Source organism: Blastococcus sp. SYSU D00868, assembly GCF_054050575.1.
On record NZ_JBJGZO010000039.1, the window covers coordinates 22,106 to 42,559 of the forward strand.

The window sequence follows — 20,454 nt, forward strand, 5'->3', positions numbered from 1 at the left end:
CGTGACCGCGACATCCGGCTACCGCAACCCCGTCCTGCCGGGCTTCTACCCCGACCCCAGCGTGTGCCGTGTCGGGGACGAGTACTTCCTCGTCACCTCGACCTTCACCTGGTTCCCCGGCATCCCGGTCTTCCGTTCGACCGACCTCGTGGACTGGCACCAGATCGGCCACGTCCTGGACAGGCCGTCGCAGCTCGACCTGAGCGCCAGCCAGGGCTGGGCGTCGATGGGGATCTACGCCCCGACCATCCGCCACCACGACGGCCGCTTCTTCGTGATCGTGCAGAACGTGCTCACCACGGGCGGGGAGACGATCTACATGACGGCCGAGGACCCGGCCGGCCCGTGGAGCGACCCGGTGCGCATCCACCGGGACGGCGGCGACCCCGACCTCACCTGGGACGCCGACGGGACGTGCTGGGTGCACGTCGCCGCCTTCGACCACATCGAGCGGTTCCGGATCGACGACACCACCGGCGAGATCCTCTCCGAGCCCGAGCGCACCTGGTCGGGCACCGGCGGCCAGTACCCCGAGGCGCCGCACGTCTTCGAGAGGGACGGCGACTGGTACCTCCTGCTCGCCGAGGGCGGCACCCGGCACGGGCACGCCGTCTCGATCGCCCGGGGCTCCTCCCCCGCCGGGCCGTGGGAGAGCTGTCCGCACAACCCGGTCCTCACCCACCGCGGCACCGGCCGGCCGATCCAGAACGTCGGCCACGGTGACCTCGTCGAGGCCCCGGACGGCTCGTGGTGGCTGGTGGTGCTCGGCGTACGGCCCCGCGGGGTCTCGCCGGCCTTCCACGTGCTCGGGCGGGAGACCTTCCTCGCGCCGGTCGAGTGGGTCGACGGCTGGCCCGTCATCGCGCCGCTCGAACTGGAGGTGTCCACCCGGCCTCCCGGCGACCCCGACCCGGTCGAGTGGACCGGCCGCGACGACTTCGACGGCGACGCCCCCGGCCCCTGCTGGATCGCGGTCCGCCGCTCCCCCGGGGAGTTCGCGTCCACGACCGACCGGCCCGGGTGGCTGACCCTGCACGGCACGGAGGCCAGCCTCGACGCCGAGTACCCGGTCCTGCTCGGCCGCCGCCAGCAGCACCACCTCTGCCGAGCCCGCACCCTCCTCGACCGCGGCACCGCCGCCGAGGCCGGCCTGACCGTCTACGACGACGAGCTGTCCCACTACCGCGTCGCCGTCGTCGGCGACCGGGTCGTCGCGAGCGGCCGCACCGGCCCGTTCCGCACCGAGTTCGGCGCCGCGCCCGCCCCCGACGGCCCGGTCGTCCTGCGGGTCGAGACGGCGAAGGGCCTCCACGGCCCCGACACGGTCCGCCTGGGCTTCGAGGACGGCGCCGGCACGTTCCGGGTGCTGGCGGAGCTCGACGGCCGCTATCTCTCCACCGAGGTCACGGGCGGCTTCGTCGGCCGGGTCCTCGGGCTGTACGCGGTCGGTGGCGCCGCGGCGTTCGACTGGTTCGACTACCAGGAGGCCGACGGCTCGCGATGACGTCCGCGCGGTCGGCCGACGGGGGCCGGCGAGCGGCTCCTCGAGGCGGTCGTCGCCCACCCCGAACGCAGGGCGTACTCGGAGCTCGACGTGACGAGGGAGTTCTCCTCCCCCACCCGGCAGACGGACGGGTCCGGGGAGAACCCCGGCAGGATCGGGACGTCGCCCACGCGGTCAGGCCACCCCCGCCGGCGCGTCCGCCCGCCCGGCCCGCGCGGCCTCCTGCCGGGCCCGGCGCTGCCGCTCCTCCCGGCGCGCCCGCTGGGCCACCGGGTCGGAGACCGGCGCGGCCAGCAGCAGCTTCTGGGTGTAGGGGTGGTCCGGGGCCGAGGTCACCGTGGCGGCCGGCCCGCTCTCCACCATGTCCCCCCGGTACAGCACGCTCACCCGGTGGCTCACGTGCCGCACCACGGCCAGGTCGTGGGAGATGAACATGTACGCCACGCCGGTGCGGCGCTGGATCTCGATGAACAGGTCCAGCACCCGCGCCTGGGTCGAGAGGTCGAGGGCCGACACCGGCTCGTCGCAGACGATGAGCCGCGGCCCCGGGGCCAGCGCCCGGGCGATGGCCACGCGCTGCCGCTGGCCGCCGCTGAACTCGCGGGGCAGCCGGTGCACGGCGTCGGACGGCAGCCCGACCTGGTCCAACAGCGTGCGCACGCGGGAGCGGGCGTCCTTCGCGGTGGCGCCGTGCATGACCAGCGGCTCGGTCAGGATGTCGCCGATCTCCATCGCCGGGTTCAGCGACGTGTAGGGGTCCTGGAAGACGACCTGGATGTCGCGGGCGAGGGTCCGGCGCACCCTGGCCGAGGCCGCGGTGATGTCCTGGCCGCCGAAGGAGATGGAGCCGCCGCTGGGCTTCACCAGCCCGAGGACGGCGCGGCCGATCGTCGTCTTCCCGGAGCCGGACTCGCCGACGACGCCGAGGCACTCGCCGGAGGCGATGGCCAGGTCCACCCCGTGCAGCACCTCGACCGGCTTGGCCCGGAAGCCACGGCCGGGGAAGGCGACCCGCAGGTCGCGGACGTCGAGCAGCGGTGCGGTCATCGGGCGTCCGTCCCGAGCGGCACGGCGGCGGCTGTGGGGCCGTCGGTCCGGACCGTCTCCTCGTCGAGGATCGCGCCCAGCAGCATCCGGGTGTAGGGGTGCTGCGGGGAGCTGAAGATGTCGGTCGTCGGGCCCGTCTCGACGACGCGCCCCTCCTGCATCACCGCGAGGCGGTCGCAGATGTCGGCGACCACGCCGAAGTTGTGGGTCACCAGCAGGACGGCCATGCCGAGCTCGGCCTGCAGGTCGCGCAGGAGGTCGAGGATCTCCGCCTGCACGGTCACGTCCAGCGCGGTGGTGGGCTCGTCGGCGATCAGGACCTCCGGCCGGCTGGCCACCGCCCCGGCGATGAGCACCCGCTGGGCCATGCCGCCCGAGATCTGGTGCGGGTGCGAGCGGAAGGTGCGCTCGGGGTCGGGGATGCCCACCCGCGCCAGCAGCGCGATGACCCGCTCTCGCGCCTCGGCCCGGGAGACGCCCGACGAGGCGCGCAGGCCCTCGACCAGCTGGGCTCCGACGGTCGACGACGGGTCGAGGTTCGACATCGGCTCCTGCGGCACGTAGGCGATCGAGCGGCCGCGCAGGGTCCGCAGCTCGCTCTCCCGCAGCCCCAGCACCTCGCGCCCGTTGAGCCGGATCGACCCGCGGGTGATCACCGCCTCCGGCGGGAGCACGCCGAGGGTGGCGAACGCGGTCTGGGTCTTGCCCGAGCCGGACTCCCCCACGAGGCCGAGCGTCTCGCCCGGCGCCAGGCGCAGGGAGACGCCGTCCACCACCTCACGCAGCTCACCGGAGGGCGTCGGGTAGGCGATGGCGAGGTCCTCGACCACCAGGACGGCGCCGTCGTCCCCGCGCTCCCCCGCGGCGGCGGCCCCCGCCTCCCGCGCGACCGCAGGCGGGACGATCTTCGCCGGCTTCCGGCGGGCCCCCTGGAGCACGTCGCGCAGCGAGTTGCCGAGCAGCACCAGCGCCGCGGTCAGGATGCCGAGGGCGAGGCTCGGCCACAGGAACTGCAGCGGCTCGGAGTACAGGTTCTTGAAGCCCTCGGAGATCATCGCGCCGAAGCTGGGGACCTGGTTGGACCCGACGCCGAGGAAGGCCAGGCCCGACTGGACGGCGATGCCCGTGCCGAACATGAACGCCGCGGCGATGACGACCGGGCCGCGGACGGCCATCAGGACGTGCCGGCCGAGGATCCGCCGGTCGGTGAGCCCCGAGACGCGCGCGGCGTCGACGTACAGCTCGTTCTTCACGCCGAGCACCTGGTTGCGGGTGATCCGGTAGATGCCCGGGGCGAGCAGGAAGCCGAAGATCAGCATGGTGAAGCGGAAGTCGCCCTTGGTCACCGGCATGAGGACGATGAGCAGGAGCAGGCCGGGGAAGGTCTGGATCAGGGCGAAGACCCACTCGGTGGTCGACCGCAGCCTCGGCCCGTAGTACCCGCCGATCAGCCCGAAGGTGACGCCGACCAGCAGCGCGACGCCCGCCCCGATCAGGCCCGAGACCATGCTCGTGTTGATCGAGTGCAGCAGCCGCGACAGGATGTCGCGCCCGCTGCTGTCGGCGCCGAGCGGGTAGCCCTCGGTGCCGACCGGCGCGTTGAACGCCTGCAGGGACGCCTCGTTCGGGCCGTGCGTCGGGATGACGTCGGCGAGCAGCCCGAGGACCACGAAGGCCAGGATGACGCCGCCGGTGACGACCGCCTGCGGGTCGCGCAGCAGCCGGCGCCAGGCCGACCGGCGGCTCGTCGGGACCACCGGTCCCGCCGTCGGCGCGACCTCCGCGTCGAGAACTCCGACCTCGGTCACAGGACCCTCGCCTTCGGGTTGAGCCAGCCGTTCACCAGGTCGGTGACCAGGTTGACCCCGACCACCAGGAGCACACCGAAGAGCGTGATGCCCATGATCACGGGGATGTCGCCCTGCAGCGACGACGCGAAGGCGAACGCGCCGTAGCCCGGCAGCGCGAACACGCTCTCGATGATCAGCGCGCCGCCGAGCATCGTGAGGAACTCCAGGGAGAGCACCGTCAGGGCCGGCCCGGCGGCGTTGCGGAGCACGTGGCGCAGCAGGATCGACCGGGCGCCGATCCCGCGGGTGCGCAGCGTCCGGACGTAGTCCTTGTGCAGCTCGTCGATCATCGCGCCGCGGATCTGCGCCGACAGGTTGGCGATGCCGCCGACCACGAGCGCGATCACCGGGATGGTGATGCTCTTCAGCCACCCGACCGGGTCCTCCGACAGCGGCGTGTAGCCCGTCGCCGGGAGCCAGCCCAGCTGCACGGAGAAGAGGTAGACGAGCCCGATGGCGATGAGCAGCGACGGGACGAGGTGCCCGATCAGCGACACGCTCTGCACGACCCGGTCCACGACCCCGCCGCGGGAGGCGGCGAGGACGCCGAGCGCCACGCTGACCACGACGCTGATCGCCAGGGCGACGAGCACGATCGACAGCGTGACCGCCAGCCGCGAGGCCACCGCGTCGCCCACCGGCTGGCTGGTGAAGTACGAGATGCCGAAGTCCCCCCGGACCACCCCGCCCAGCCAGTCGAGGTACTGGACGACGAGCGGCCGGTCCAGCCCGAGGTCGGCCTTCAGCGCGGCGGCGGCCTCGGGGGTCCCCCCGGCCGGACCGAGCCGGTTGGTCACGACGTCGTCGAAGGACGGGCTCAGCAGCAGGTAGGTGATGAAGGTGACCAGGACCGCGAGCACCAGGCCGGTGGCCAGGCGCCGCAGCACGTAGAGGGTCATCGCAGCTTCCTTCGACGGGGGGACCGGGTCCCGGGCGGCGGGTCGGGCCGCCGCCCGGGACCGGCGGAACTAGGAGGTGACGCCGAACGCCCGGACGGTGCTGAACACGTTGGCTCCGGTCTGGAGGTACTCGATGCCGTCCGCGGTGGCCCACGTGGTGTTCACGAAGGCGATCGGTGCGTCGAGCGCCTCCTCGACGGCGAAGGTGCCGATCTCCTGGTACAGCTCCCGCTGCTGGTCAGCGTCCGTCGTGCCGGAGGCCTCGGCCAGCCAGCCCTCGATCTCCGGGAACGGGTTGCCGAAGGGGTTCACGGTCGCGTTCGCGGTGTAGTGGCCCTGCACCTGGCGCGGCGCCGGGTCCATCCCCTCGAACCAGAAGACCGCCGGGTACCGCCCGGACTGCATGGAGGCCGCGGTGCTCTGCGGCGGCTGCGGCTCCCAGGTGACGTCGATCCCGATGTCGCCGAGCAGCTGCGTGATGGTGGGCTCGAAGGTGCCGGACAGCACCGTGCTGGGCAGGGTCATCGAGAAGCCGTCGGGGTAGCCGGCCTCGGCCAGCAGCTCCCGGGCGCCCTCCGGGTCGTACTCGTACTCGCCCACGAGGTCCTCGACGAAGGCCTGCCCGCCGGGGCTGAACAGCTGCTCGGTCGGCTGGCCGTTGCCCTGCAGCAGCGCCTGCACGAAGCCCTCGCGGTCGAGGGCCATGTTGATCGCCTGGCGCACCCGGACGTCGGCCAGGGCCGGCTGGATGGTGCCCTCCCGGTCGAGCAGCAGGAGGCTGGCGCTGGCGGTCGGGACCGGGTCGGAGAGGGTGAAGCCGGCCCCCTGGGCCTGCGCCTCCTGGTCCGGGTTCACCCGGCCGGCGCTGAGCTCGCCGGCCAGCAGCGCGTTGAACTGGGCGGTGGCGTCCTGGATCACCCGGACGGTGACCGTCTGGAACGGGTAGGCGTCGGCGTTCCAGTAGTCCTCGCGCCGCTGCAGCACGTAGGTCGACCCGGCGGACGTCGCCGCGTCGTCGAGCTCGTAGGGGCCCGAGCCGACGGGGTCCAGCGCGCTCGCCGGGTCCGCGAAGGTGGCCGGGTCGCCGATCACGCCGGCGCCGGTGGACAGGCCGATGAGGAGGGAGCCGTCGGGCTCGGACAGGTTGAGGACGACGGTGCGCTCGTCCGGCGCCTCGACCGACGCCACCGAGGCCAGACGCGCCTGCAGGGTGCCGGGGGTGGTGCGGGTGCGCTCCAGCGTCGCGCGGGCGGCCTCCGCGTTCACCGGGGCGCCGTTGGTGAACGTCATCCCCTCCCGCAGCGTCAGCGTCAGGGTCCGGAGGTCCTCGGAGTACTCCCAGCTCTCCGCCGCGTTCGGCTGCACCACGCCGTCGTTGTCCAGGTAGAGCAGCGTGTCGTAGACCGAGCCCCAGATGTAGGCCTGCTGGCCCTCCTGCAGCTGCGCCGTGTCCAGCGACGCGGGCTGCGCCTGGATGGCCAGCGCGATGGTGGCGTCGGTCGCCCCCGTCTCGCCGCCGCCCGACGGGCCGCCGGACGAGTCGGAGCCCCCGGAGCAGGCCGCGGTGGAGAGGATCGCCGTGGCGCCCAGGACCGCGGTGATGCGTCGCGTCGCCGCAAGGCGGCGCGTGGACTGGGTGAGCAATGGACCACTCCCTTGTGATGCCCGTGTGAGCCCTGTGGACGTCCGCGGGGATCGAATCGATTCAACCCGCGGTTCGGACGGGGACCGCCCTCGGTGCAGGTGTCCGCTGGACGTGGATGAGGGAAGCAGCCGGGCAACGCCCGGAGAATCGGTTGCCACGAGTTGCCGCCGTTGTAGTGCCGGTCACAGCGGGGCCGCACGGACGGTCCCCCGCCGGTCCCCGGAGCCCACTGACGGTACGTCGGGGACATCGGGGAGGCGGGGAGTGGTGTCAGGCCCGCCAGGGACCGGGTCCGCGCCACCGCCGCCGCAGCGCCGCGGCCGCGGCCTTCGGCCGACGGTCCCGGGTGAAGACGCCCTTCTTGTTGCCGTCGACCCGGAACACGCCGGACTGGGTGGCGAAGTCGGCGAAGTTCCAGACGTGCTCGCCGACGACCGCGTCGACCTCGTCGAAGACCCGGTGGTAGGTCTCCAGGAGGTCCACCTGGTACTCCTCGCTCCACGGCAGCGGGAGCACGGAGTGCAGGCCGGCGGCGGTGTCGGCGCCGTACTCCGTCATGAGGATCGGCTTGCCCTTCTCCGCCCACGCCAGCAGCTCGGTCCGCAGGGCGTCCTCCGCGGCCGCCAGGTCGCCGGTGTGGTCGTACCACCCGTAGTAGCGGTTGAGCATGAGGACGTCGGCGAACGGGCCCACCAGGTCCCGGTCCGGCGGTGCCAGCTTCATGTTCGCGTAGCCGACCGGTCGGGTCGGGTCCAGCTCGCGGGTCAGCGCGAACAGCGGCTCGAAGTACGCGGCGGCGGCCTGGGTGTCGGCCTCGGGCTCGTTGGCGATGCTCCACAGCACGACGCAGGGGTGGTTCCTGTCCCGGGCGACCAGCTCCCGGATCGCCTGGGCGTGCGCCTGCCGGGCGACGTCGTCGACGGTGTCCGGCGAGAACGTCGGCGGGGCCTGCCCGCCGATGCGCCCGGCGATCACGCCGAGGTTCTGCCCGACCGCGGCGGTCTCGTCGATGACGACGATGCCGTGCCGGTCGGCGTGGTCGAGCACCTCCTCGGCGTACGGGTAGTGCGACGTCCGGAAGGAGTTGGCCCCGATCCAGTCCATCAGGGCGAAGTCGTGGACCAGGAAGACGTCGTCGTGCCCCTTGCCCCGGACGGGGAGGTCCTCGTGCTTGCCGAAGCCGGTGAAGTGGAAGGGCTCCCCGTTGATCAGGAACCGGGTCCCCTCCACCCGCACGGTGCGGATGCCGACGGCGAGCCGGTAGGTGTCGACGACCTCCCCCGCGCCGTCGACCAGCTGGGCGTCGAGGTCGTACAGGTGGCCCTCCCCCGGCCGCCAGGGGTGGACGTCGGGCACGGTCAGGGTCCCGACGGCACCGGTCGCGCGCGCCACCTCGGCCCCGCCGTCGGTGAGCACCGCGCGGACCTCCAGCCCGTCGGCCGCCGCGGCCTCGACCCGGTAGTCGACCGTGCCGGTGGAGCCCTCGAGCCCGGTCACCACGGTGACGTCGCGGACGTGCGCCACCGGCGTGCTGTAGAGCCACACCGACCGGTGCAGGCCGGCGTAGTTGAAGAAGTCGTGGAAGTAGGTCTGCCGGCGCCCGTTCGGGCCGTCCAGGAGCACGCCCGGCGGGATCGTCTGCCAGGTGAGCTCGTTGTCGACCACCGCGGTGACGCGGACCTCGGCGCCCGGCCGGACGTGCTCGGTGACGTCGACCTCGAACGGGGTGTAGCCGCCCTCGTGCCGCACGACCTCCACGTCGTCGAGCCAGACGACGGCGCGGTGGGTCGCCGCGTCGAACCGCAGCACGATCCGCTGCCCCACCCAGCCGCGGGGGACCCATGCGGTCGTCTGGTACCAGGCGTCGCCGACGTGGTCGCGGATGGCGGCGTCGGCGAAGACGTCGTTGTAGCTCGCCGGCACGGGGACCTCGAGCGCGCCGGCGGGGAGACCGCGCTGCCAGCCGGCGGCGCGCCCCTCGCCGCGCGGGTCGACGGCGAACCGCCACAGCCCGTCCAGGTCCTTGCGCTCTCTCGTCGGGCCGTCCTGGGGACGCAGCACCGCGGTTCCTCCTCGTGTCTCGCCGGATGTGTCCGTGGCGAGCAGTCGCGCACGGCCGCGCGGAGCACGGCAACGCGTTGCCGCGAGTTGCCGGGGGTGCGACCGGCGGTGGCAACTCCTGGCAACCGGTCGCCCGGGGCCTGCGCCCGGCCCAGGGTCTCTCCGGGTGCCGCCCGGCGCCGGACCGACCAGGGGAGCTGCTCGTGAAGGACCTCGACGTCGCCGCCGTCGTCACCGGCGGGGCCTCCGGCCTCGGCGAGGCCACCGTCCGGGCGCTGGCCGCCCGCGGCACCGCGGTCACGATCCTCGACCTCGACGCCGAGCGGGGGCAGGCGCTCGCGGCCGAGCTCGGCGGCGCCACGACCTTCGTCCGCACCGACGTCACCGACGAGGCGTCGGTGAAGGCGGCGGTCGAGGAGGCCACCGGCAAGGGACGGCCGCTGCGGATCGCGGTCAACTCCGCCGGCATCGCGAGCGCCGAGAGCCTGGTCGGCGGCGACGGGACCCCGCACGGCCTCGACCTCTGGCTGCGCACGCTGGCCGTCAACCTGACGGGCACGTTCAACGTGCTGCGCCTGGCCGCGGCGGCGATGGCCGCCACGGAGCCGGGCGAGGACGGCGAGCGCGGCGTCGTCCTCAACGTCGCCTCGATCGCGGCGTTCGACGGCGCGATGGGGCAGCTGGCCTACGCGGCGTCCAAGGGCGGCGTCACCGCCATGACCCTGCCGGCCGCCCGCGACCTCGCCGGCGTCGGGGTGCGGGTCTGCTGCATCGCCCCCGGGCTCGTCGAGACCCCGATCATGGGCGCCGCACCGTCGGAGGCGATCGCGTACATGGCCCGCAACATCCTCTTCCCGCACCGCATCGGCCGGGCCGAGGAGTTCGCGCACCTGGCGCTCGCCGTCCTCGAGAACACCTACCTCAACGGCGAGGTCATCCGCTTCGACGGCGGCTCCCGCATGCCCCCGCGCTGACCCCACCCCTCAGGAGCGCTCCGATGGCGGACTCGCCACACCCGTCCCGACCGCCGCTGACCCCGGAGTCCTTCGCGCAGCCCCCCACGGTGGTGCGCCCGATGTACCGCTGGTGGCTGCCGCTGGCCTTCGTCGACCACGCCGTCCTGCGCGAGCAGCTGCAGCAGCTCGCCGACGCCGGTGCCGGTGGCGTCGAGGTGGCGCCGTTCGTGGTCGCCGGGGCGGGCCACCAGACCAACGCGTTCCTCGCCGAGTACGGCTGGGGCACCCCACGCTGGGCGCGCACGCTCGAGGTGGTGACCGCGGCGGCGGCCGAGCTGGGGCTGGCCGTCGACCTCAACCTCGGGCCGCAGTACCCGCCGACCGTCCCGACCCTGTGCAGCTTCAACCAACCCGAGGCCGAACAGCAGCTGCTGTTCGGCTGGGAGACGGTCGCGCCGGGGACCACCCGCACCGGACCGCTCCCGTCGCCCACCGCGGACCCGCCGTCGGTCACCACCCGGCTGTGCGCGCCGGCGTCGCCCGGCGACACGGTCCTGGTGGTCCGCGACGTCGGCGGCTTCGCCGCGGGCGACACGGTGACCGTCGGCGAGGGGCCGGACGCCGAGCGGGTCACGGTCACCGCGCTCGGGGACCGCACGGTGGAGCCCACGGAGCTCGGCGTCTCCCCCGTCGCCTCCGCCCACCTCGCCGACGAGCCGGTGGTCGACGTCGCCCGGACGACCCGGGTCCGCACGCTGGTCGCCCGGTGCGCCGAGATGCCGCCGGCCGAGGGTGGACCGGTGGTCCTGGACCCGGACTCGGTGCAGGACGTCACCGGCCGGGTGGTGGACGGCGCCCTGGAGCACGCCGTCCCCGCCGGCGACGGCGACCTCCCGTGGGTGGTGATCGACGTGCTGCACACCGCCTCGGGCCTGGTCGCCCAGCGCAACGGCTTCACCGCGACCCAGCCCAACTACGTCGTCGACCACTGGAGCGAGGCCGGCGTCCGCGTCCAGGCCGACTTCTGGGACGCGCACGTCCTCACCGACGCGGTGCGCGCCGACCTGCGCCGGATCGGCCGCGGCGCCGTCTTCGAGGACTCCCTGGAGCTCGGCGAGACGCAGAAGTGGACCTGGGACCTGCTCGAGCAGTTCACCGCCCGGCGCGGCTACGACCCCACGCCGCTCCTCCCCGCCCTGCTCGGCACCGGCATCCACGCGACCGGGCAGCCGGCCTTCGAGCTCCCCGGCCTCGGCCCGCGGCTGCGGGAGGACTACCGGCAGACGCTCAGCGACCTCTACGTCGAGCGGTACGTCGCCCCCCTGCAGGCCTGGGCGGAGGGCCACGGACTGCAGTTCCGCGTCCAGGTGTACGGCCCGCCGCTGGCCTCGGGCGTGGCCGCGGCGGCGGCTGGGATCCCCGAGGGCGAGTCGCTGGACTTCGGCAGCCCGAATCCGTTCGGCGCCGAGCAGGACCACCGCGTGCTGTCCGCCGGGGCCCACCTCGGCGGCCGGGCGATCGTCTCCGCCGAGCTGGCCGCCAACTTCTTCGGCGCGTACCGGTCGACCGTGGCCGGCCCGAACGTCCCCGGCGGCTGGGCCGAGGGCGGCGACGGGTCCTCCCTCGGCGGCAAGTACGCGCAGGGGCTGCTGGACAGCGTGTACAAGGCGTTCGCCGGTGGGGTGAACCAGGTCGTGTGGCACGGGTTCCCCTACCGCGACGCCCCCGAGGCGGAGGAGGGCTCGAACGGCCGCGGCGGCTCCTGGCCGGGCTACCACCCGTGGGACATCTTCGGCGTCCTCAATGCCGGCGAGTACTTCGGGCCCCGGCTGCCCAGCTGGTCCGACAAGCGCGGGGTCAACGACGCCCTCGCCCGCACCCAGCTGGTGCTGCGCCAGGGGCGGGCCGTCGTGGACCTCGGGGTCTGGTACGAGGACCTGGGCCTCGCCGGGCAGGCCGTCAGCGACCAGCAGGAGCCGCGGCACATGCTCGGCACCGACTCGGCGACCTCCTGCGCCGGCTACACCTACGAGTACGTGCCGCCGGCGTTCCTGCACGGCGCGGAGGTGGACCCCGGCGGCGGGGTCTTCGCCGACCGCTCCGCCCACCGCGCGTTGGTGCTCCACGAGCAGCGGACCGTCTCCCTGCGCGACCTGGAGCAGCTGCTGGCCCTCGCGCGGCGGGGGCTGCGGGTCTTCGTCGTGGGCGAGCCGCCGACCGAGGGCACGGGCCTGGAGCCGGCCGACGCCGACGGCGCCCGGCTCCGGGCCGTCGCCGCCGAGCTGCTCGGCCTCCCGACCGTGACCTCGGTGGCCACCGAGCCGGAGCTGCCCGGCTCCCTGGCGGCCGCCGGCATCTCCCCGCGGGTCGCCCCGAAGGAGCCGACCCCGGCGCTCGGGCTGGTGCGCCGGGAGGCTGACGGGGTCACGTACGACGTCGTCTACAACCGGTCGGCCGACGTGTACGAGGGCGAGCTGACCCTGACCGGGGACGGCGCCCCCTACGTCCTGGACGCCTGGACCGGGCAGATCGCGCCCGCCGGGCGGTACGTGCGCGACGGGGACCGCGTGCGGCTGCCCGTGCGGATCGCGCCGCACGCCACGGTCGTCGTCGCGCTGGCCGGCGAGGCCGCCGGCCTCGGGCCGGCCCCGGAGGTCCACGCCGTGGGCGGCGACGCCGAGGTCCTGGTCGACGACGCGGGCCGGCTCGTCGCCCGGTGCGACCGGGACGGCACCGCGGGAGTCGAGCTGAGCGACGGGCGCCGGGTGACCGTCGAGTTCGACGGGCTGGCCCCGCCGCGCCGCCTGACCGACTGGACGCTGCAGGCGCAGGTCTGGACGCCCGGCGACGAGCAGTGGACCCGCCGGGAGACCGACGCCGCGGCGTTCCCGATCACGGCCGGCGACGACGGCCGGCTGCCCTCGTGGCGGGAGATCGCCGACCCGGTCGACCTGACCACCGCGTCGGGGGTCGGCGTCTACACCGCCGCGGTCGACCTCCCGCCCACCTGGGGCGACGACGACGGCGCCCACCTCGACCTCGGCGACGCCGTCGACACCGTGCGGGTGGCGGTGAACGGCGTCCCGGTGGGCGTGGACCAGTCCGATCGGGCCCGGATCGACCTGGGCCGGTGGCTGCGGCCGGGGCCGAACGTGCTGACCGTGCGGGTGGCCACGACGATGTTCAACGCCGTCCGGGCCACGGGGAACGGCAACTACTCGACCCCGGACTGGCAGCGGACCGGCCTGATGGGCCCGGTCGTGCTGTCCCCGTACCGCGACACGGTCGTCGGGTCCTAGCCGTCCGTGCGCCCCTTCCGCGCGGTCACCGGCTCGGCCAGGCCCTGCTCGTCGATGACCCGCTGCAGGCCGGCGATCGTCTCCTCCAGCCCGGGCCCGAGCCGCTTGCCCGGGGTGAAGGTGGCCGGCAGGAACCGCATGCCGTTGATCACCTGCGTGGTCTCGTAGTGCACGGTGCCGGCCGGGTCGCAGACGTAGTCCGGCATCCGGTCCAGCACGGCCTTCAGCATCGTCTTGAAGGTCGCGCGGGCGACGTTGGAGCCGATGCAGCGGTGGATGCCGAGGCCGAAGCTGGTGTGCCGGTTGCCGGTGCGGTCCAGCCTGATGGTGTTCGCGTCCTCGAAGACGGTCTCGTCGCGGTTGGCCATGGCCCAGGAGATCCACAGCCGGTCGCCCTCGCGGAGCAGGGCGCCGTCGATCTCCTCGTCCCGGGTCACCGTGCGCCCGTCGCCCTGGGCGGGGGTGTAGAAGCGCAGGAACTCCTCGGTGGCGCTGTCGCGCAGCGTCTCCCACTCCCGGATCAGCCGCTCGCGCTGGTCGGGGTGCTCCCCGAGCCACTCCAGCGCGTGGGCCGTGAGCGCGGTCGTGGTGTCGAAGCCGCCGCCGATGAGCAGCCCCACGACGCCGACGACCTCGAGGTCGTCGGCCTTCTGGCCGTCGCCGAGGTCGGCCTCGATCACCGCGTTCAGCAAGCCCGGCCGCGGGGCGGTCCGCGCCCGCTGGATGTGCTCGAACGTGCGCATGCCCATCTGCACGTTCAGCTCCTGCACGCGCGGCCAGTCCGGCGAGTCGATCGGGGTGTAGACCGCCGCGTGCGACGGCTCGTTGTAGACCACCCAGTCCTCGAGCGGCAGGCCCAGCAGGCCCATGGTCAGCACCGCGGGGACGACGTTGGCCAGGTCCTCGACGAAGTCCATCGAGCCGGACTCGATCTTCTCGTCGATCGCGGCGCGGGTGATCTCGTCCATGACCGGCTGCCACCGGGCGACGGCCGCCGGGGAGAGGTAGGCGTTGAGGGCGTTGCGGTGGTAGCGCTGCCGGGGCGGGTCCATCTCGAGGAAGCCGCCGATGACCCCGCCGCGGGCGGCCGGGTCCATGGCCGGGATGCCGATGCCGCCGTACCGGATGGCGTCGTTGGACAGGACGTCGGCGCGGCGGGCGACGTCGAACACCTCCTGCGCGCCGTTGACGAACCAGTACCCGCCGTGGGTGTCGTTCCAGGCGATCCGGGGGCCGGCGTGCAGCTTCCGCGCCCAGTCCTCGAAGTGCAGCCGCAGGTCGGGGCTGTACCGGTTGAGCTCGATCCGCCGGGCCGCCTTGTCCTCCTCGGGCGTCCGGGAGGGGGTCGTCGTCCGTTCGTCGACGCTCACCGCACGGCCTCGGCCGGCTCGTCGCTGAGCACGAGGATCGCCTGTTCCGGGCAGGAGCGGACGGCCTCCCGGGCGCGCTCCTCCGCGCCGGCGGGGACCTCCTCGGAGACGGCGGAGGCGTGGCCGTCCTCCTCGCTCAGCACGAACAGGTCGGGCGCCGACATCGCGCACAGCGTGTGGCCCTGGCAGACCTCGCCGTCGACACGGATCCTCATGCGGAACTCCTCACGAGCACGGACGTAGCCGGTCCACCCGCACCGGCGCGGTCCTGCGACGTGGGTCACACCGGGTGGCGCTGGCGAGCGTAGCGACGGGCGCAAGGAGCCGAGGGGCGTCCGCGCCGGGCCGTGACAGGAGGCCGGGAGCCTAGGTTTGCGGTCGGTCGGCGCCGGCAGCCGACCGTCCCCAGCTCGGCCGATCGAGGAGCCCGCGTGCCCGTCCGTCCCACCGGTGAGCAGTTCGTCCTCGCACACGGAGCCGGGGAGGTCACCGTCGTCGAGGTCGGGGGAGGACTGCGCTCCTACCGGCATGGCGGACGCGAGCTGCTCGACGGCTACGGCGCCGACGAGATGGCACAGCACGTCCGCGGGCACGTGCTGGCGCCGTGGCCCAACCGCGTCGCCGACGGCCGCTACCGCTGGGACGGCGTCGAGCAGCAGCTCGCGCTCACCGAACCGGAGAGGGCGACCGCCATCCACGGGCTGGTCCGGTTCGTGCCGTGGACGGTGCTCGACCGCGGCCCGGCGCGCCTCACCCTGGAGCACCTGCTGCACCCGCAGCCGGGGTATCCCTTCACCCTGCGCCTGCAGGTCGCCTACGAGCTCACCGACGACGGCCTGACCGTGACGACGACGGCCACGAACGACGGCGCGGTGCCGCTGCCCTACGGCGAGGGGCACCACCCCTACCTCGTCGGCGGTCCGGGGCTGCTGGTCGACGACTGCACCCTCGTCTCGCCCGGGGCCACCCGCCTGGAGGCCGACCCCCGCGGCATCCCGACGGGCCGCTCCTCCGTCGCCGGGACCCCTGCCGACCTGCGCGCCGCCCGTCCCATCGGCGACCTGGTCCTCGACCACTGCTTCACCGACCTCGAGCGCGACACCCACGGCCGGGCGACGGTCCGCTTCACCCGCCCCGACGGCACGGGCGCCGTCCTCTGGATGGACGAGTACTACGGCTACCTCCAGCTCTACACCGGCGACACGATCCCCGGGGAGCGGCGTCGCCGCGGACTGGCGGTCGAGCCCATGACCTGCCCGCCGAACGCCTTCGCCACCGGCGAGGCCGTCCGCCGGTTGCAGCCCGGCGAGTCGGTCACCGGGACCTGGGGGCTGTCCCCCGTCCCCTGAGGGACGACGGTCCGGCGCGCCCGCGGGGCGGCCGGAGCTGGCCGTGATGAGTGTTCACTCATTATGCTTCGCCCGTGTCCTCTCCCCCGAACGCGCCGGCACGGGTCCGCGCCCCCCGGCTCGCGCCCCACGAGCGGCGCGCGGCCCTCCTCGACGGCGTGATCCCCCTCGTCCAGGCGCACGGGCGCGCCATCTCGACCCGGCAGATCGCCGAGGCCTGCGGGGTCGCCGAGGGCACGATCTTCCGGGCGTTCGGCACCAAGGAGGCGCTGATCCAGGCCGCGATCGAGCGGTACTTCGAGCCGCAGCGCTTCGCCGACGCCCTGGCCGCGGTGCCCCGGACGCTGCCGGTCGAGGAGAAGCTGCGCACCGTCCTCCTGCTGGTCCAGGAGCGCCTGCGCGGGGTGGTCGGCGTCCTGACCGCCGTCCGGGAGCAGCCGGGCCCGGAGATCACCGTCGACCGCGGGGACCGCCGGTGGCTCGAGCCCCTCGCCGACCTGCTGGCGCCCGACGCCGCCCGCCTGGCCGTCCCCGCCGAGACGGTCGGCCAGTTCCTGCTGCTGGTGGCCCTGGGCACGACGCTGCCGCACCTGGCCGGCGAGTTCGCCGGCCTCACCGTCGACGACCTGGTCCGGCTCGTCACGCACGGGGTGCTCACCCCCGGGGACGGCGGGTCCTGACGTGCTGATCGCGCTCCTGCGCCGGTTCCTCCGCCCCTCGCGGGGCCTGCTCGCCGGGGTGGTCGCCTTCCAGGCGGTCCAGTCGGTGGCCAACCTCTACCTGCCCACCCTCAACGCCGACATCATCGACGAGGGCGTCGCCGCCGGGGACATCGGCCGGGTGCTCACCCTGGGCGGCCTGATGCTCGGCGTCACGCTGCTGCAGATCGCCGCCGCCGTGGCCGCCACGTGGTTCGGCGCCCGGACGGCGATGCTGCTCGGCCGCGATGTCCGGCTGGCGCTCTTCCGCCGGGTGGGCTCGTTCTCCAGCCGCGAGATGGCGACCTTCGGCGCGCCGTCGCTGATCACCCGCTCGACCAACGACGTCCAGCAGGTGCAGATGCTCGTGCTGATGGCCTGCACGATGCTCGTGCCGACCCCGATCCTGGCGATCGGCGGCGTCGTCTTCGCCGTCCGCGAGGATCCCGGGCTCTCCTGGGTCATCGCCGTCGCCGTCCCGGTGATGCTCGCCGCCGTCCTGCTGGTCACGTCCCGGATGCGGCCGCACTTCGAGCGGCTCCAGGTGCGCATCGACACGGTCAACCGGGTGCTGCGCGAGCAGCTGACGGGCATCCGGGTGATCCGCGCCTTCGTCCGCGAGCCGCAGGAGACCGCGCGCTTCGCCGACGCCAACGCCGCGGTGACCGACTCCGCGCTGCGGGCGGGGCGGCTGTTCGCCGGCATCTTCCCGCTGGTCACCCTGGTCCTGAACGTCACCAGCGTGGCCGTGGTCTGGTTCGGCGCGGCCCGCGTGCAGTCCGGCGACCTGCAGGTCGGCTCGCTCATCGCCTTCCTCAGCTACCTCGTGCAGATCCTGACCGCGGTGATGCTCGCGTCGCTGCTGGCGCTCATGCTCCCGCGGGCCGCCGTGTCGGCCGGGCGGATCCGCGAGGTGCTGGACACGGAGCCGACCGTGCTGCCTCCCGTGGCCCCGGTGGTGCCGGCCGAACCGACCGGCGCGGTCGAGCTGCGCGGCGCGACCTTCGCCTACCCCGGCGCGGAGCGGCCCGTGCTCCGGGACGTGTCCTTCACCGCCGCCCCGGGCCGGATGACGGCGATCGTCGGCAGCACCGGCGCCGGGAAGACGACGCTGGTCGGGCTGGTCCCGCGGCTGGTCGACGTGACCGCCGGCGCGGTCCTGGTCGACGGCGTCGACGTCCGCGACCTGGCGCCGGCGCACCTGTGGTCGCGGGTCGGGCTGGTCGAGCAGAAGGCCTTCCTGTTCAGCGGGACCGTGGCGAGCAACCTGCGCTACGGCCGGCCCAACGCCCCGGACGAGGACCTGTGGGCGGCGCTGGAGATCGCGCAGGCCGCCGACTTCGTCCGCGCCCTGCCCGAGCAGCTGGAGGCGCCGGTGACCCAGGGCGGCACCAACCTCTCGGGCGGGCAGCGCCAGCGGCTGGGCATCGCCCGCGCGCTGGTGGCACGGCCGCAGGTGTACCTGTTCGACGACGCCTTCTCCGCGCTGGACACCGCCACCGACGCCCGGCTGCGCGCGGCGCTGGCCCGCGAGGTCGGCGGCGCCACGGTCGTCGTGGTCGCCCAGCGCATCGCCACGGTGCTCGACGCCGACCTGATCGTCGTCCTCGACGACGGCGCCGTGGTGGGCTGCGGCACCCACGCCGAGCTGCTGGAGACCTGTCCCGAGTACGCCGAGATCGTGGCCAGCCAGGCCCTGCCCGAGGAGCAGCCGGCATGAGCGCACCCCGTCCCGCGCCGGCGGCCGCCCGCCCGGCACCCGGCGGCCGGCCCGGCGGCGGACCGTTCGGCTCCGGCGCCCCGGTGGAGAAGCCGAAGGCGTTCCTCCCCTCGGCCCGGCGCCTGCTGGGCCGGCTGCGCCCGGAGCGGCTGTGGGTGGCGCTCGTGCTCACCCTGGCCGTGGGCAGCGTCGTGCTGATGGTCATCGGCCCCAAGGTGCTCGGCCGGGCCACCGACATCGTGTTCCAGGGCGCCCTCACCCGGGACCTCCCGGCCGGGCTGAGCCGGGACGAGGCGATCGCCGCGCTGGAGGCGCGCGGGCAGGACACCGCGGCCGACCTCCTGCGCCCGCTGGACTTCCGCCCCGGCGACGGGATCGACACCGGCGCGCTGGCGCGCGTGCTGCTGCTGGTCCTGGCGATCTACGTGACCGCGTCGCTGCTGTCCCTGGCCCAGGCGTACGTCCTCAACGGCGTCACCCAGCGGACGGTGTCCCGGCTGCGCGCCGACGCCGAGGCGAAGATCCACCGGCTGCCGCTGAGCTACTTCGACCGCCGGCCCCGCGGCGAGCTGCTCAGCCGGGTCACCAACGACATCGACAACGTCTCCCAGGCCCTGCAGCAGACGATCAACCAGGCCGTCACCTCCGTCCTCACGGTGGTCGGCATCGTCGCGATCATGTTCGTCATCTCGCCCGTGCTCGCCCTGGTCGCCCTGGTCGCCGTCCCGCTCAGCCTGCTGGCCGCGCGACTGGTGGCGCGGCGGTCGCAGCCGCTGTTCCGCGAGCAGTGGAAGCGCACCGGCGCGCTGAACGGGCAGATCGAGGAGGCGTTCAGCGGGCACGCGCTGGTCAAGGTCTTCGGCCGCCAGGACGAGGTCGAGGCGCGGTTCACCGCGGAGAACGAGCGGCTGTTCCGCGCCGGCTTCGGCGCCCAGTTCGTCAGCGGCGTGCTCATGCCGGTGACGATGTTCCTGGGCAACCTCGTCTACGTCGGCATCGCCGTCGTCGGCGGGCTGCTGATGCTGAACGGGTCGCTGTCGCTGGGCGACCTGCAGGCCTTCATCCAGTACTCCCGGCAGTACACCCAGCCGCTGAGCCAGCTCGGCTCGATCGCCGCCGTGGCGCAGTCCGGGGTGGCCAGCGCCGAGCGGGTGTTCGACCTGCTCGACGCCGAGGAGGAGTCGGCCGAGCCGGTCGACCGGCCGTCGTCCGGGCCCACCCGCGGGCGGCTGGAGTTCGACGCCGTCTCCTTCGGCTACGAGCCGGGGAAGCCGCTCATCCGCGACCTGTCGCTGGTCGTCGAGCCCGGTCAGACCGTCGCCATCGTCGGACCCACCGGTGCCGGCAAGACGACGCTGGTCAACCTCGTCGAGCGGTTCTACGAGCTCGACGGCGGCCGGATCACCCTCGACGGCGTCGACGTCGCCACGATGAGCCGGGCCGACCTCCGGTCCCGGATGGGCATGGTCCTGCAGGACACCTGGCTGTTCTCCGGCACGATCCGCGACAACATCGCCTACGGCCGGCCCGGCGCGAGCGACGACGAGATCCGGGACGCCGCGCGGGCGGCGCTGGTCGACCACTTCGTGCACACGCTGCCCGACGGCTACGACACGGCGATCGGCGACGACGGCGGCGCGCTCAGCGTCGGCCAGAAACAGCTGATCACCATCGCCCGGGCGTTCCTCGCCCGCCCCGCCGTCCTGATCCTCGACGAGGCGACCAGCTCGGTCGACACCCGCACCGAGCTGCTCGTGCAGCGGGCGATGAGCGCGCTGCGCGAGGGCCGGACCAGCTTCGTCATCGCCCACCGGCTGTCGACCATCCGCGACGCCGACCTGATCCTGGTCATGGAGGCGGGCGCGATCGTGGAGCAGGGGTCGCACGAGGAGCTGCTGGCCCGCGGCGGCGCCTACGCCCGCCTGCACGCCGCCCAGTTCGCCGGCCCCGAGGTCGACCCGGACGCCGAGCAGCTGCAGCCCACCCCGGCCGCCTGAGCGGGTCGCTCGAGTGCGGTTCCCGCGCTCGAGCGTCTCCGCTCGGCACGCGTCAGCGG

14 protein-coding genes are annotated in these 20,454 nt (G+C 74.1%); 7 read left to right on the forward strand and 7 right to left on the reverse strand.

Going from position 1 to position 20,454, the window contains the following annotated elements; genetic code table 11:
- Position 1: 1 nt before the first annotated feature.
- A complete protein-coding gene (locus ACI79F_RS22210; RefSeq protein WP_456546868.1) occupies positions 2-1,504 on the forward strand; it encodes a glycoside hydrolase family 43 protein in 1,503 nt (500 codons plus the stop codon).
- 174 nt (positions 1,505-1,678) lie between these two features.
- On the opposite strand, the gene ACI79F_RS22215 is transcribed toward ACI79F_RS22210, so the two are convergent.
- The 5 genes from ACI79F_RS22215 to uidA all read right to left on the reverse strand — a co-directional run bounded on the left by ACI79F_RS22215 (position 1,679) and on the right by uidA (position 9,006).
- Positions 1,679-2,551 carry an ATP-binding cassette domain-containing protein gene (locus ACI79F_RS22215; protein WP_456546869.1) on the reverse strand — a complete coding sequence of 291 codons (873 nt, stop codon included), beginning with the start codon at positions 2,549-2,551 and terminating at the stop codon, positions 1,679-1,681.
- The gene (locus tag ACI79F_RS22220) at positions 2,548-4,359 is read right to left on the reverse strand and encodes a dipeptide/oligopeptide/nickel ABC transporter permease/ATP-binding protein (protein ID WP_456546870.1); all 1,812 of its coding nucleotides are present in this window, start codon (positions 4,357-4,359) and stop codon (positions 2,548-2,550) included. The genes ACI79F_RS22215 and ACI79F_RS22220 overlap by 4 nt, the downstream gene beginning before the upstream one ends.
- The gene (locus ACI79F_RS22225) at positions 4,356-5,300 is read right to left on the reverse strand and encodes an ABC transporter permease (RefSeq protein ID WP_456546871.1); all 945 of its coding nucleotides are present in this window, start codon (positions 5,298-5,300) and stop codon (positions 4,356-4,358) included. The genes ACI79F_RS22220 and ACI79F_RS22225 overlap by 4 nt, the downstream gene beginning before the upstream one ends.
- A gap of 69 nt (positions 5,301-5,369) precedes the next feature.
- Entirely contained in the window at positions 5,370-6,944 is a 1,575-nt protein-coding gene (locus ACI79F_RS22230; protein ID WP_456546872.1) for an ABC transporter substrate-binding protein, read from the reverse strand.
- 271 nt (positions 6,945-7,215) lie between these two features.
- Positions 7,216-9,006, reverse strand: coding sequence for a beta-glucuronidase (gene uidA, locus ACI79F_RS22235; RefSeq protein WP_456546873.1), 1,791 nt, complete (start codon positions 9,004-9,006; stop codon positions 7,216-7,218).
- Between the two features lie 203 nt (positions 9,007-9,209).
- Between uidA and ACI79F_RS22240 the strand changes: the two genes are divergently transcribed.
- Together ACI79F_RS22240 and ACI79F_RS22245 are read left to right on the forward strand one after the other, a co-directional pair.
- Positions 9,210-9,980, forward strand: a complete 771-nt coding sequence (locus ACI79F_RS22240; protein WP_456546874.1) for an SDR family NAD(P)-dependent oxidoreductase — start codon at positions 9,210-9,212, stop codon at positions 9,978-9,980.
- A gap of 23 nt (positions 9,981-10,003) precedes the next feature.
- A complete protein-coding gene (locus ACI79F_RS22245) occupies positions 10,004-13,261 on the forward strand; it encodes a glycosyl hydrolase (protein ID WP_456546875.1) in 3,258 nt (1,085 codons plus the stop codon).
- Here the strand turns inward: ACI79F_RS22245 and ACI79F_RS22250 are convergent.
- Together ACI79F_RS22250 and ACI79F_RS22255 are read right to left on the reverse strand one after the other, a co-directional pair.
- The gene (locus ACI79F_RS22250; protein WP_456546876.1) at positions 13,258-14,631 is read right to left on the reverse strand and encodes a cytochrome P450; all 1,374 of its coding nucleotides are present in this window, start codon (positions 14,629-14,631) and stop codon (positions 13,258-13,260) included. The two genes, ACI79F_RS22245 and ACI79F_RS22250, sit on opposite strands and share 4 nt — an antisense overlap.
- Positions 14,628-14,846: a ferredoxin gene (locus tag ACI79F_RS22255; RefSeq protein ID WP_456546877.1), complete on the reverse strand. Its 219-nt coding sequence runs from the start codon at positions 14,844-14,846 to the stop codon at positions 14,628-14,630. The genes ACI79F_RS22250 and ACI79F_RS22255 overlap by 4 nt, the downstream gene beginning before the upstream one ends.
- A gap of 216 nt (positions 14,847-15,062) precedes the next feature.
- Between ACI79F_RS22255 and ACI79F_RS22260 the strand changes: the two genes are divergently transcribed.
- The 4 genes from ACI79F_RS22260 to ACI79F_RS22275 all read left to right on the forward strand — a co-directional run bounded on the left by ACI79F_RS22260 (position 15,063) and on the right by ACI79F_RS22275 (position 20,395).
- Positions 15,063-15,980, forward strand: coding sequence for an aldose 1-epimerase family protein (locus ACI79F_RS22260; RefSeq protein WP_456546878.1), 918 nt, complete (start codon positions 15,063-15,065; stop codon positions 15,978-15,980).
- A gap of 74 nt (positions 15,981-16,054) precedes the next feature.
- Positions 16,055-16,660, forward strand: a complete 606-nt coding sequence (locus ACI79F_RS22265) for a TetR/AcrR family transcriptional regulator (protein WP_456546879.1) — start codon at positions 16,055-16,057, stop codon at positions 16,658-16,660.
- Between the two features lies 1 nt (position 16,661).
- On the forward strand, positions 16,662-18,398 hold the full coding sequence (locus tag ACI79F_RS22270) for an ABC transporter ATP-binding protein (RefSeq protein WP_456546880.1): 1,737 nt from the start codon (positions 16,662-16,664) through the stop codon (positions 18,396-18,398).
- Positions 18,395-20,395 (forward strand): ABC transporter ATP-binding protein, encoded by a 2,001-nt coding sequence (locus ACI79F_RS22275; RefSeq protein WP_456546881.1) that lies wholly within the window; start codon positions 18,395-18,397, stop codon positions 20,393-20,395. The genes ACI79F_RS22270 and ACI79F_RS22275 overlap by 4 nt, the downstream gene beginning before the upstream one ends.
- The last annotated feature ends 59 nt before the right edge of the window (positions 20,396-20,454 follow it).